General features: G+C 63.1%; 13 protein-coding genes. 2 read left to right on the top strand and 11 right to left on the bottom strand.

Features of this window, described 5'->3' with window-relative positions; all coding sequences use genetic code 11:
* Positions 1–499: 499 nt before the first annotated feature.
* Complete coding sequence (locus CH251_RS19675; RefSeq protein WP_256979189.1) at positions 500–1,147, bottom strand: pyridoxamine 5'-phosphate oxidase family protein; 648 nt, start codon at positions 1,145–1,147, stop codon at positions 500–502.
* A 148-nt stretch (positions 1,148–1,295) separates the two neighbouring features.
* Here CH251_RS19675 and CH251_RS19670 point away from each other — a divergent pair, with 148 nt between their 5' ends.
* Entirely contained in the window at positions 1,296–2,693 is a 1,398-nt protein-coding gene (locus CH251_RS19670; protein ID WP_094614648.1) for a PLP-dependent aminotransferase family protein, read from the top strand.
* Here CH251_RS19670 and murA read toward each other — a convergent pair.
* Entirely contained in the window at positions 2,686–3,939 is a 1,254-nt protein-coding gene (murA, locus tag CH251_RS19665; protein ID WP_094614651.1) for a UDP-N-acetylglucosamine 1-carboxyvinyltransferase, read from the bottom strand. The two genes, CH251_RS19670 and murA, sit on opposite strands and share 8 nt — an antisense overlap.
* Before the next feature lie 54 nt (positions 3,940–3,993).
* Here murA and CH251_RS19660 point away from each other — a divergent pair, with 54 nt between their 5' ends.
* Positions 3,994–4,596: a cob(I)yrinic acid a,c-diamide adenosyltransferase gene (locus tag CH251_RS19660; RefSeq protein WP_094614647.1), complete on the top strand. Its 603-nt coding sequence runs from the start codon at positions 3,994–3,996 to the stop codon at positions 4,594–4,596.
* On the opposite strand, the gene CH251_RS19655 is transcribed toward CH251_RS19660, so the two are convergent.
* The 9 genes from CH251_RS19655 to atpB form a co-directional block, all read right to left on the bottom strand.
* Positions 4,597–5,034, bottom strand: a complete 438-nt coding sequence (locus CH251_RS19655) for a DUF2550 domain-containing protein (protein ID WP_094614646.1) — start codon at positions 5,032–5,034, stop codon at positions 4,597–4,599.
* Positions 5,035–5,063: 29 nt separating this feature from the next.
* Entirely contained in the window at positions 5,064–5,423 is a 360-nt protein-coding gene (locus CH251_RS19650; RefSeq protein WP_032393525.1) for a F0F1 ATP synthase subunit epsilon, read from the bottom strand.
* Between the two features lie 30 nt (positions 5,424–5,453).
* Positions 5,454–6,902, bottom strand: coding sequence for a F0F1 ATP synthase subunit beta (atpD, locus tag CH251_RS19645; RefSeq protein WP_027497899.1), 1,449 nt, complete (start codon positions 6,900–6,902; stop codon positions 5,454–5,456).
* Positions 6,903–6,905: 3 nt separating this feature from the next.
* Positions 6,906–7,877: a F0F1 ATP synthase subunit gamma gene (locus CH251_RS19640; RefSeq protein WP_094614645.1), complete on the bottom strand. Its 972-nt coding sequence runs from the start codon at positions 7,875–7,877 to the stop codon at positions 6,906–6,908.
* A gap of 52 nt (positions 7,878–7,929) precedes the next feature.
* The gene (gene atpA / locus CH251_RS19635) at positions 7,930–9,573 is read right to left on the bottom strand and encodes a F0F1 ATP synthase subunit alpha (protein WP_037193380.1); all 1,644 of its coding nucleotides are present in this window, start codon (positions 9,571–9,573) and stop codon (positions 7,930–7,932) included.
* 88 nt (positions 9,574–9,661) lie between these two features.
* Positions 9,662–10,489 carry a F0F1 ATP synthase subunit delta gene (locus CH251_RS19630; RefSeq protein WP_094614644.1) on the bottom strand — a complete coding sequence of 276 codons (828 nt, stop codon included), beginning with the start codon at positions 10,487–10,489 and terminating at the stop codon, positions 9,662–9,664.
* A gap of 8 nt (positions 10,490–10,497) precedes the next feature.
* Positions 10,498–11,058: a F0F1 ATP synthase subunit B gene (locus tag CH251_RS19625; RefSeq protein WP_032393521.1), complete on the bottom strand. Its 561-nt coding sequence runs from the start codon at positions 11,056–11,058 to the stop codon at positions 10,498–10,500.
* A 7-nt stretch (positions 11,059–11,065) separates the two neighbouring features.
* Positions 11,066–11,305, bottom strand: coding sequence for an ATP synthase F0 subunit C (locus CH251_RS19620; RefSeq protein ID WP_008715092.1), 240 nt, complete (start codon positions 11,303–11,305; stop codon positions 11,066–11,068).
* A gap of 78 nt (positions 11,306–11,383) precedes the next feature.
* The gene (atpB, locus tag CH251_RS19615; RefSeq protein ID WP_032393520.1) at positions 11,384–12,109 is read right to left on the bottom strand and encodes a F0F1 ATP synthase subunit A; all 726 of its coding nucleotides are present in this window, start codon (positions 12,107–12,109) and stop codon (positions 11,384–11,386) included.
* Positions 12,110–12,328 lie beyond the last annotated feature (219 nt).

The following is a 12,328-nucleotide window of genomic DNA, read 5'->3' as shown; positions in this document are numbered from 1 at the left end:
AATCACTAGCAGAAAAACTCAACTAGCATTTCAAACAACACCCGACAACAACCACCACAAGCGGATGGCTGATACATCGAATGCATTCACCAAAACAAACAATTTCGGCACTGACATTCATCGACACACTGTTGAGTTCTCAAAGAACACGCACACACTCTCACCCCACGAACACACAGTCCGTCGGCCTCAAGGGCAACTGTTCCAGCCTATCCCAGCTTGGTCTCGGACACAAGGCCCGACTCTTGGGGGATAAAACCTGCCAGGCCACACGTCCAACCTCGTATCCCAGTCCGTGAAGACCAGGTCGGTGTCCGTCGCTCTGACTCGACAAAAGTTACGCCACCGACAACACCAACGCAAATCGGCAGGTCGACCGTCACTCTCGCGGCATTCGCGCAGCTCGGCCCCGTAGCGTCACGCAGTCGTGCCCGATATCTGCTGCAACCAGCGCATGTGATGCCAGCCACAGGCTGAACTGCCACTGCTGCAACAGTGTTCACGCCCGCATCGCGTTCCGGCACATGTGATCTACATGGTCCGGTACCGGGAAGTCCTCCGCGAGGTCCACAGCAGGTTCGGCGTCGCCGAGCGCCTCCCACACCGGGACGACACCGGCCCATACATCGCCCTGCTGAACGTCGATGTCGTCGTCGACGGGTCCGCCGGTCCGCGATTTCACCGACGCCTCGTACATCGGAAGCGCCAGTACCGCGGTGGCAGCGACCTCCTTCCGCGTGTGCGAACGCAGATACGCGCTCCTTCCGGGGACCACCTGATCGACTATCGCGTCCAAGGCGCGAATCCGCTCGTCGGCGTCCTCCACTCTGCGAGGCCGTCCGACCAGAACGGCACTTCGGTAGTTCATCGAGTGATGGAATGCGGATCGAGCCAGGACGAGTCCGTCGACGACGGTCATGGTGACGCAGATGTCCTGCCCAGGAGCGTCGAGCATGCTGCGTGACGCTACGGAGCCGTGCAGGTACAGCGTGCCTTCCCTGTCGGGACCGGCGGGATCCACGCCGAACACCGTCGGTACGACCCGAGGCACTCCTGCCACGATCACGCCGATATGGCAGATGCGCGCCGAGCGCAGGACGTCGAGCAACATCGACCGTTCGAGGCCGGCACGATTCCTACCTCGCATCACTACGGTTCGCTCTGTTGGGGAAAGGGGCACGTCGTCGACTGTCATGGTTTCCAGGATTCGCCATGAGTGGCCTGCCGTCATGGTCCAATGAGGTCGGATTTGTACAGGCCACTTTGACCCGAATGCCGAAGGAGACCGACACTCCATGCTCCCGAGCTCTATATCGATCACCATCGATCGCGCCGATGCTCGGACGCTGCCCGTCCAATTGGCCGATCGCATCCGATCCGCAATCGACGACGGAAAGCTGCAACCCGATTCTCGATTACCCAGTACCCGAGCACTTTCCATGGATCTGGGCATTGCACGTGCAGTCGTGGAGAAGGCCTACGAACAACTAGTCGCAGAAGGATGGCTCGATGCCCGGCGCGGTTCGGGCAACTACGTCCGACGGATTCCCCGTGCAGGTCGATCGGTTACGACGGCTTCGAGCGCACGCACCACACCACGAACACCCCCGCGGATATCGCTGCGCCCCGGAATCCCGTGGACCCCACCCTCGGCATCCGACGCCTGGAAGCGCGCCTGGCGCGATGTCGGCGGCACACCACCTCCCGGCGACTATCCCGAATCCGCCGGCACTCTCGAACTGAGGACTCGCGTCGCCGAACTACTCCGACGCGCGCGCGGACTGCACACCACTCCAGCGTCGATCGTGATCACGACGGGCAGCATTCACGGTCTCGATCTCGCCCTGGGTGCGCTTTCGGTTCCCGAATCCGTCGATCACGTTCTGGCACTGGAAAATCCAGGCTACCGGTCCGCCGCCGCGCTCGCGACGCACCGCGGGTGGTCGCTACACGACGTTCCCGTCGACCGCGATGGTCTGATCGTCGAAAAGCTCGACTCGGCTCCCCCGCGGACACCAGCCGTATACGTCACGCCGTCGCATCAGTATCCGACCGGCGCATTCATGCCCATCGGCCGTCGACGGGCACTGGCGGACTGGGCCCGCGGCAACGAATCGATGATCATCGAGGACGACTACGACTCCGAATTCCGTTATGGCGCAGCACCTTTACCCACAATGGCCCAACTTGCACCCGACCGAACCGTCTACCTCGGCACCGTCTCCAAGACCATGGGTGCCGGGATACGTCTCGGCTGGTTGGTGGCACCCCAGCCGATGATCGACCGCATCTCCGCAACACGCCGCGCGATCGGCGACCATCCATCGGTTCCCGTCCAGCAGGCAATGACGTCCATGCTGCGCGACGGTGAATGGGACAGAACCGTCCGAACGGCGCGGCGGCTCTATCGCACCCGCGACCGCGTGGTCGCAGCAGCGCTGGCCAGGTTCGGCGAGCTCCGTGGAGTAGGAGCCGGGCTGCATACGGTGTTGATCCTCGATACCGCCGCAGCCCGCGACGTCGCTACCTCGTGCGCCGCGAGTGGCGTGGACGTACCGACACTCGAGCATTCGACCCGCTCGCACACAGCCCAGGGTGGAATCGTCGTCGGGTACGGATCGGTCTCCGACGACGAATTGGACTATGCGATAAGCATATTGGTCGAGGCGCTGGAAGCTGCGCTCCTCAGCTGACCCGCTCGATGCTGCCACCGAGTGCACTCAGGTTCTCGACGAATCTCGGATAACCGCGATCGATGTGGAACACGTCGTGCACCTCCGTCGTGCCGTCGGCCACCAACCCCGCGAGAACCAAGCCTGCCCCGGCCCGGATATCGGAGGACCACACCGGCGCACTGGACAGCTGCGGCACACCTCGAACCACCGCGTGGTGGCCATCGGTACGCGCGTCGGCCCCGAGCCTGATCATCTCCTCGACGAACCGAAACCGAGCCTCGAAGACGTTTTCGGTGATCATCGACGTACCGTCGGCGACCGTCGCAAGTCCGATGGCCATCGGCTGCAGGTCGGTCGGGAACCCCGGATACGGAAGCGTCGCGAAATTGACCGCCCGTGGACGCTCGTGCTGAACGACCCGGAAACCGTCGGGCTCGCTGGTGACCTCGGCTCCAGCAGATCTCAACTTGTCCAACACCAACGACAGGTGCTTGGGATTCACACCGCGGACTCGCACATCCCCACGAGTCATGGCAGCGGCGATCCCCCACGTCGCGGCGACGATGCGATCGCCGATCACCCGATGGGTCGTCGGCTTCAGCGCGCTCACACCACGAATGGTCAAGGTCGATGTGCCGGCACCGCGGACGTCGGCGCCCATCTCGTTGAGCATGTTGCACACGTCGACGATGTCCGGCTCACGCGCGGCGTTGTCGATCACCGTCTCCCCGGTGGCGAGGACGGCGGCCATCAGGATGTTCTCGGTGGCACCAACCGACGGAAACGCCAGTCTGATGTTCGCGCCGCGCAATTCGTCTGCTTCTGCGACCACACACCCGTGTTGAATCTCGCTGCGCGCCCCGAGCAATTGGAGACCGGACTGGTGCATGTCGAGGGGCCGCGACCCGATCGCGTCACCACCCGGCAGTGCCACCACAGCTCTCTTGCACCGCGCAACCAGCGGTCCCAGCACGCACACCGAAGCTCGGAACTGGCGAACTGCCGCGAAATCGGCGTGATACTTCGGCATGGCCGGAGTGGTGATGTGAACGACCGATCCCTCCAACTCGACCTCGCAGCCGAGCCCACGCAACACCTCCGCCATCAGCGGCACGTCCAGGATGTCGGGGCAATTGGTGATCGTGCTGGTGCCCTCTGCCAGCAGCGCTGCCGCCATCAATTTGAGGACGCTGTTCTTCGCACCACCGACCGCCACCTCACCGACGAGGCGATTACCACCGTTGACCAAAAAGCGTTCACTCACGTCGACAGCGTAGCCAGCGGGAGCCGCCGACACCCGCGCGGTACCGTAGCGCGCATGGCCGTCCACCTCACCCGCATCTATACGAGAACCGGCGACGACGGGACCACCGGGCTGAGCGATTTCTCCAGGGTGTCCAAGAACGACGAACGACTGATCGCCTACGCGGACTGCGACGAGACCAACGCGAGTCTGGGTGTGGTTCTCGCACTGGGTAACCCGTCCGAAACCGTGCATTCGGTGATTCGCACCATCCAGAGCGATCTTTTCGACGCGGGGGCCGATCTGTCGACTCCGGTGGTCGAGAATCCGCAGTACCCGCCTCTGCGTATCGATCAGAGCTACGTCGACCGCCTCGAGGGCTGGTGCGACCAGTTCAACGAGGATCTCCCCGCTCTGACGTCGTTCATTCTGCCGGGCGGAACGCCACTGGGAGCGTTGCTACACGTGTCGCGAACGGTGGCTCGTCGCGCGGAGCGGTCGGCGTGGGCTGCTGTGCACGCGAGCCCGGAGACAACGAGTGCGTTGCCGGCGAAATACCTCAACCGACTCTCGGATCTACTGTTCATCCTCAGCCGGTACGCCAACCCCGAAGGCGACGTCCAGTGGGTTCCCGGATCGAGCCGCACCTCGGGCGATCCGACTACCGACGAGAGCTGATCAGGCTGCCGGTCGGCGGCGACGCGAGCGGCCTGAAGGCCGAGACTCGACCCAGGACAGGAAAGCAGTCAACGCACTTCTGTCCAGGGCGATCTCGAAATACTTGTCATCGTCGGACAGCTCCAACACGGCGATGTCGGGTGTCATGATGTCGAACTCGGTGTCCCGTGGGGCTCGTCGATCCCCCACGTGAATGTCCTGCCTACCCAACCGATGGTCGGGACCGGGCCGAAGACTCGAGAGCTTGAAGAAAACCAGCGTGTTGTCGCCGTATCGAATGATGCCGTGACGCCAACCGGCACCACCGTCCGACGGCAACACTCGCATGATCGCCGCGGTTCCCCCGCGCCGAAGAACCATCAGACGATACGCAAAAGCCGCGACGAGCCCTGCGAGCAGCACAACCAGAATGATCAGAACAATCAATCCGTAGTGCATCGCAGGTCTCGTCGCGGCTTCTCGTGAACCTAGGACCGCTCGACAGCGCGGATACGACCCTTGGCCACAGCGATGGCCTCGACGTCGTCGCCGTTCTCTGCCACTACAGCCCGTGCCGCCTCGACATCGATGTCGTCGGCGAAATCGGCCGATTCTGCCAGCACGGTGACCGTCTTGCCCGTCACCGACAGGAATCCACCGTGGACGGCTGCGATGAGCTTCTCGCCGTCCGTGGTCGTGATCGACACCGTGCCACCCTCGATCAGCTGCCCGAGGACAGGCTCGTGGCCCAGCATGATGCCGATCTCACCTTCGGTGGTCTGAGCGCTGACGATGGTCGCGGTACCGGACCACAGCTTTTGCTCCACAGCGACCAGGGAGACCTCCATGCCGCTCTTCTCGGAAGAAGTCACGTCGGTCTACTTTCCGGCCATCTTCTTCGCGGCTGCCTCGACATCGTCGAGACCGCCACAGCTGTTGAAGGCCTGTTCGGGAAGGTGGTCGTACTCACCCTTGGTGACCTTGTCGAATGCCTCGATGGTGTCGGAGAGCGACACGACCGAACCGGCCTCGCCGGTGAACTTCTCGGCAACGATGAAGTTCTGGCCGAGGAACTTCTGGAGGCGGCGTGCGCGACCGACCAGAACCTTGTCCTCTTCCTGAAGCTCGTCCATACCGAGGATGGCGATGATGTCCTGCAGCTCCTTGTACTTCTGCAGAATCCGCTTGACCTCGTTGGCGACGCGGAAGTGCTCCGCACCGACGATGCCGGGCTCGAGGATGCGCGAGGTGGAGCTCAGCGGGTCCACAGCGGGGTAGATACCCATCTGCGAGATCGGACGCGAGAGCTCGGTCGTCGCATCGAGGTGCGCGAACGTCGTGGCCGGGGCCGGGTCGGTGTAATCGTCGGCGGGAACATAGATCGCCTGCAGCGAGGTGATCGAGCGTCCACGGGTCGAGGTGATGCGCTCCTGGAGCTCACCCATCTCGTCCGCCAGCGTGGGCTGGTAACCGACGGCCGACGGCATACGACCGAGAAGGGTCGACACCTCCGAACCTGCCTGCGTGAAGCGGAAGATGTTGTCGATGAACAGAAGAACGTCCTGTCCCTGCACATCGCGGAAGTACTCCGCCATGGTCAGTGCCGACAACGCCACGCGCATACGCGTGCCGGGCGGCTCGTCCATCTGGCCGAAGACGAGGGCGGTGTCCTGAAGGACGCCCATCTCTTCCATCTCCAGGTGAAGGTCGGTGCCCTCACGGGTGCGCTCGCCGACTCCTGCGAACACCGAAGTGCCCGAGAACTCGCGTGCGATACGCGTGATCATTTCCTGGATCAGAACGGTCTTGCCGACACCGGCACCACCGAACAATCCGATCTTTCCGCCCTTGACGTACGGGGTCAGAAGGTCGATGACCTTGATGCCGGTCTCGAGGATCTCGGTCTTGCCCTCGAGCTGATCGAAGGCTGGTGGCTTCCGGTGGATGCCCCACTGCTCGCCGTCGCGGCCGAGTCCGGGGGTGTCCAGGCAGTCACCGAGGGCGTTGAACACGTGGCCCTTGACGACGTCACCGACGGGAACCGAGATCGGCTTGCCCGAGTCGACGACTGCAGTGCCGCGGACGAGTCCGTCGGTGGGCTGCATCGAGATGGTGCGAACCAAGTTGTCGCCGAGGTGCTGTGCGACCTCGAGCGTCAGGGTCTTGGCCACGGTCGGCAGAGTGATCTCTGCGTTGAGGGCGTTGAACAGTGCGGGAATCGAGCCGCGCGGGAACTCGACGTCCACAACGGGGCCGATGACCCGAACGACACGGCCGGACTGTGTGTCCGCTCCGCTCGCGTTCTCTTGGGCTACTGCTGCGGTCATTGCTTAGTCACTTCCTGCGCTGTCGGCCAACGCGTTGGCGCCACCGACGATTTCGCTGATTTCCTGGGTGATCTGGGCCTGCCGAGCCTGGTTGGCCTGACGGCTCAGGGTCTCGACCAATTCGTTCGCGTTGTCCGTCGCTGCCTTCATGGCGGTACGACGCGCCGCGGACTCCGACGCTGCTGCATCGAGCAACGACGCGTAGATCCTGGTGCTGATGTACTTGGGCAGCAGCGCCGAGAGCAGAGTTCCTGCTTCCGGCTCGAACTCGTACTGTGCCTGCACATCTGCGGTCGGCGAATCGCTCAACGCGTCTGCACCCATCTCGAATTCCTCGTCGGTGTACGAGATTTCGAGCGGTGCCATACGACGAACTTCGGGCTTCTGCGTGAGCATCGACACGAAGCGGGTGTAGACGATGTGCAACTCGTCCACGCCCTCGACGGTGCCTTCACCGTTGGGAGCGTCGACCTCGGTGCCCGAGCCGGCCATGAACAGCTCGACCAGGTGCTTGCTCGCCTTGGCCGCGTCGGCGTACCCGGGCTCCTGCGAGAAGCCCGTCCAGGCACCCTTCACGTCCCGCTCGCGGAATGTGTAGTAGCCCAGGCCTTTTGCGCCGAGGACGTAGATGACCGGATCCTTGCCCTCGGAGCGGAGCAGCTGGAACAGCTCCTCCGTCTCCTTGAGCACGTTGGAGTTGTAGCCACCGCACATACCGCGGTCGCTGGTCACGACCAGAACCGCGGCACGCTTGGGCTCGGGGCGCTCGTTGAGCAGCGGGTGATCGAGTGAGCTCGATGCACTCGCCAAAGCAGAGAGCACCTTGGTGATCTCTTCCGCATACGGCTTCGATGCAGCAACGCGGGCCTGGGCCTTGGTGATTCGCGATGTCGCGATCAACTCTTGTGCCTTGGTGATCTTCTTGGTCGAGTTGACCGACTTGATGCGGGAGCGAAGCTCGAGAATGCTTGCCATCTAGCTGTTCACGCTCCCTTCTGTGCTCGTCTTGTCACCTGTCATCGCCGGCCTACTTGCTGACTGTCTTGCGGGTGACGTTGACCTGCTCCTGGCTGACCTCATCGGCGTTCAGAGTGTCGGCCTCTGCCTCGTTGACGACGCGGTTGCCGTCCGAGTCGACGAATCCGGCCTTGAACTTCTCGGTCGCCTCGGTCAGTGCCTTCTGGTTGTCCTCGTCGAGAGCCTTGCCGCCGGCAATGCTGTCGTAGACGCCGCTGGCGTTGCGGTGCAGATCCTCGAGCAGCTCGGTCTCGAAGCGACGCACGTCGCCGACGGGCACCGAGTCGTACGTGCCCTGGCCTGCGAGCCAGATCGAGACGATCTGATCTTCGACGGCAACCGGAGCGTACTGATCCTGCTTGAGCAGCTCGACCAGACGTGCGCCGCGCTCGAGCTGCGCCTTGGAGGCCGCGTCGAGGTCGGATGCGAACGCCGAGAAGGCTTCCAGCTCGCGGAACTGAGCGAGCTCGAGGCGAAGAGATCCGGAGACCTTCTTCATGCCCTTTGTCTGCGCCGCGCCGCCGACTCGGGACACCGAGATGCCGACGTTGATCGCGGGACGGACGCCCTTGTTGAACAGGTCCGACTCCAGGAAGACCTGGCCGTCGGTGATCGAGATGACGTTGGTCGGGATGTACGCCGAGACGTCGTTGGCCTTGGTCTCGATGATCGGCAGAGCCGTCAACGATCCGCCACCGAGCTCGTCGGACAGCTTCGCCGAACGCTCCAGCAGACGGGAGTGCAAGTAGAAGACGTCACCGGGGTATGCCTCGCGGCCCGGCGGGCGACGCAGCAGCAGCGAGATGGCGCGGTACGCCTCGGCCTGCTTGGTCAGGTCGTCGAACACGATGAGGACGTGCTTGCCCTGGTACATCCAGTGCTGGCCGATGGCCGAGCCGGTGTACGGGGCGAGCCACTTGAAGCCGGCCGAATCGGACGCGGGAGCCGCGACGATGGTCGTGTATTCGAGTGCGCCCTGCTCTTCGAGAGCAGCCTTGACGCCTGCGATCGTGGAGCCCTTCTGGCCGATGGCGACGTAGATGCAGCGAACCTGCTTCTTCTCGTCACCGCTCTCCCAGTTGGCCTTCTGGTTCAGGATCGCGTCGATGCAGACCGCGGTCTTGCCGGTCTTGCGGTCGCCGATGATGAGCTGACGCTGGCCGCGGCCGATCGGAGTCATGGCGTCGATCGCCTTGATACCGGTCTGCAGCGGCTCCTCGACGGGCTGACGCTCGAGCACCGAGGCAGCCTGCAGTTCGAGGGCGCGGGTCTCGGAGGACTCGATGTCGCCGAGGCCGTCGATGGGCTTGCCCAGGGGGTCGACGACGCGGCCGAGGTAGCCGTCGCCCACGGGGACCGACAGCACGTCTCCGGTGCGCTTGACTTCCTGGCCTTCTTCGATGTGCTCGTAGTCACCGAGGATGACGGCACCGATTTCGGTGGCATCCAGGTTCAGCGCGACACCGAGGACTCCGCCGGGGAATTCCAGGAGTTCGTTGGACATCGCCGACGGCAATCCGGACACGTGAGCGATTCCGTCGCTCGTGTCCGTAACCGTGCCGACCTCCTCGCGGGAAGACTCCGGTGAGTAGCTCGCGGTGAAGTTATCGATCGCGCTACGGATCTCGTCGGAGGAGATCGTCAGCTCCGCCATAGTGTTTCCTGCTCTTCCTTCAAATGATCGCGGGGTGAAATGTCTCGAAAGTCGAGACGCTTCTTCTCGTTACTGTGTCCGTGTCGGACTATTTGAGCGTCTTTCGCAATGCAGCGAGGCGGCCTGCCCCGCTACCGTCGATGACCTCGTCGCCGATACGAACGACAAGTCCGCTGAGCAGTTCGGTATCGACCTCTACATGCACCGTGACCTGCTTGCCGTACGTGCGGGTCAAAGTTGCCGTCAGCTTCTCGAGCTGACTGTCGCTCAGTGGGGCTGCGCTGCGGACGTGTGCAACCGCGCGGTCGCGCTGTTCGGCGGCCAGATCGGCCAGTCCGTTCAGTACGTCGGCGGGAGCCGCCTTGCGCGGACGCGTCACAGCCTGAACTGCGAGCGCCTCGGTGACCGCGGTGACCTTGCCGTAGAGCAGGCGACCGAGCAGTTCGCGCTTGGCCTGCGAAGGCTTCGAGCGATCGGACAGGGCCTGCTCGAGCTGCGGGTTGGCTGCCACGATCCGTCCGAGCCGGAACAGTTCGTCCTCGACCGTGTCCAACTGATCCTGATCGGCAGCGGCGCGAAGCAGAGCTTCACGTCCCAGCTCGACCAGCGAGTTCAGCAGGTCGCGAGCGGTGGACCAGCTTTCGCCGGCAGCGGCCTTGACGATCGTCGCCGTTGCACTCGACACCTGGCCGGAGAAGACCTCTCCGGCCAGATCGCTTCGCCGAACGCCCTCGACCGACGAATCGGCCAGAGCGGTACGCAACGTGCGCTGCGCGTCGAGAGTCTCGACGACGGCGAACAACTCGGCACCGGTCTGAGCAGCGACGGCTGTTGCCTCGCCTGCCGACGCGGACCCCAGAGCTTCGTGGGCAACCGACCGCGTGCGAGCGAGTGCCTCACGAGAAGTTGCGTACATGGTTCGACTCACTTTCCGGATGCGGAGTCCGCGGTGACGGAATCCAACTCGTTGAGGAAGCGATCGATCGAACTGGAACGCTTCGCGTCGTCGGACAACTGCTCTCCGATGACCTTCTCAGCGAGTTCGACGGCCGTGCGTCCCAGATCTCCCCGAAGCTCGGTGACGATCTGCTGACGCTGAGCAACGAGCTGATTGTGACCTGCGGCCACGATCCGGTCGCTTTCTTCCTGCGCCTTTTCCTTCATCTCGGCGAGAATCGCCTGCCCCTGGGTGCGCGCTTCCTCACGGATCTGCGCGGCCTCGGAACGGGCGTCGGCCAGCTGAGCGTGGTACTGCTCGAGTGCAGCCTTGGCTTCCGCCTGTGCCTCTTCGGCCTTCTTGATTCCGCCTTCGATGAGCTCGGAACGCTCAGCGAGAACCTTGGTGAAGCGCGGCACCACGTACTTCCAGAAGAGGAAGCCGATTGCCGCGACACAGACGATCGACCAAACGATGTCGTAGGTTGCGGGCAGAAGAGGGTTGTACTCCTCCCCCTCCGCCGCCAGCAACGTAATCGCGTTTGTCATCGCGCTCTCAGAGAATGAAGCCGGCGACGAGGCCGATCAGGGCGAGGGACTCGGTGAATGCGATGCCGAGGAACATGGTGGTACGGAGCTGACCGGCCAGCTCGGGCTGACGAGCGGTCGCTTCCATGTTCTTGGCGACGACTAGGCCGAGGCCGATGCCACCACCGATCGCTGCGAGGCCGTAGCCGATGGCGCCGTATCCGCTTGCGGTGATTTCCTGCGCCTGGGCCAGAACTTCAAGGCTCATTGGGTTTTCCGTTCCCTTTCTTCGGTCCACATCCGGGTGTCGGAGGTGGCGGTGTAGCTGGTTCGGTCAGTTGGTCGGTCAGTGCGAGTCGGCGTGCAGCGACAGATCGATGTAGATCGCCGTGAGCAGCGCGAAAATGTAGGCCTGGAGGAAGATGACCAGCATCTCGAACATCGTGAACAGGAAGCCCATGATGAGCGAGGGTGCCGCGAAGATCTTCAGCCCGGCCGACGCCTCGAAGAGGAAGAACTGGGTCGCGCTGAAGAACAGCACGAGCATGATGTGGCCGGCCAGCATGTTGGCGAGCAGACGCACCGTCAACGTGAACGGGCGAAGGACGAAGTTCGAGACGAACTCGAGCGGGATCAGCAGCACGTGCATCGCCGGAGGAATGCCCGGGATGACGATGGTGCCCTTGACGAACTTCCCGACTCCGAACTTCTTGACACCTGCGTAGATGAACGCGACGTATGCAACCGCAGCGAGCACGATCGGTAGACCGATGCGGGCGTTCGACGAGATGTTCAGAAACGGAATGACGGCACTCGCGTTCACCGCGAACACAGTGAAGAAGATGGTCATGATGACGGGCAGGAACCGGCGACCCTGTTCTTTGCCGAGCACATCTTCTGCGACGTGGATCCGAACGAAATCGAGAGCGATCTCTCCGACGTTCTGAAGACCACGCGGAACGATCTTCGGGCTGCGGAGGGCAACCACCATGAAGATGATCAGAATCGCCGACATCAGGATGCGAATGAGCATCAGTCGGTCGAGCTCGAACGGGGTCCCCTCGAACAGCACCGCGGGAGGAAAGAAATCGGATAGTGACGGCGGACTGTATTCCGCAGCCAGGGTGGTGACGCTCAGCGGTCTCTCCCGTGTTCGGGCCGCAGCCGGGTAGCGACTGCGGTTCGATCGGACAATGACGATCTATCAAGTCGACGAAAATCGGCTCGCAATCGTCAGAGGCTGAGGCCCGGTCTTCATCGGCCAAGCGTCTGTCGGGTGTCGGCGACTCAC

This window comes from Rhodococcus sp. 06-462-5 (genome assembly GCF_002258315.1).
GTDB lineage: Bacteria > Actinomycetota > Actinomycetes > Mycobacteriales > Mycobacteriaceae > Rhodococcoides.
Note: the sequence above shows the minus strand (reverse complement) of the source record. Positions and strands in the feature narration are given on the sequence as shown.

Coding starts and splice junctions, on each gene's coding strand:
- CH251_RS19675 (WP_256979189.1), bottom strand. CDS start 1,147: ATGCGAGGTAGGAATCGTGCCGGCCTCGAACGGTCGATGTTGCTCGAC.
- CH251_RS19670 (WP_094614648.1), top strand. CDS start 1,296: ATGCTCCCGAGCTCTATATCGATCACCATCGATCGCGCCGATGCTCGG.
- CH251_RS19660 (WP_094614647.1), top strand. CDS start 3,994: ATGGCCGTCCACCTCACCCGCATCTATACGAGAACCGGCGACGACGGG.
- CH251_RS19655 (WP_094614646.1), bottom strand. CDS start 5,034: ATGCACTACGGATTGATTGTTCTGATCATTCTGGTTGTGCTGCTCGCA.
- CH251_RS19650 (WP_032393525.1), bottom strand. CDS start 5,423: ATGGAGGTCTCCCTGGTCGCTGTGGAGCAAAAGCTGTGGTCCGGTACC.
- atpD (WP_027497899.1), bottom strand. CDS start 6,902: ATGACCGCAGCAGTAGCCCAAGAGAACGCGAGCGGAGCGGACACACAG.
- CH251_RS19640 (WP_094614645.1), bottom strand. CDS start 7,877: ATGGCAAGCATTCTCGAGCTTCGCTCCCGCATCAAGTCGGTCAACTCG.
- atpA (WP_037193380.1), bottom strand. CDS start 9,573: ATGGCGGAGCTGACGATCTCCTCCGACGAGATCCGTAGCGCGATCGAT.
- CH251_RS19630 (WP_094614644.1), bottom strand. CDS start 10,489: ATGTACGCAACTTCTCGTGAGGCACTCGCTCGCACGCGGTCGGTTGCC.
- CH251_RS19625 (WP_032393521.1), bottom strand. CDS start 11,058: ATGACAAACGCGATTACGTTGCTGGCGGCGGAGGGGGAGGAGTACAAC.
- CH251_RS19620 (WP_008715092.1), bottom strand. CDS start 11,305: ATGAGCCTTGAAGTTCTGGCCCAGGCGCAGGAAATCACCGCAAGCGGA.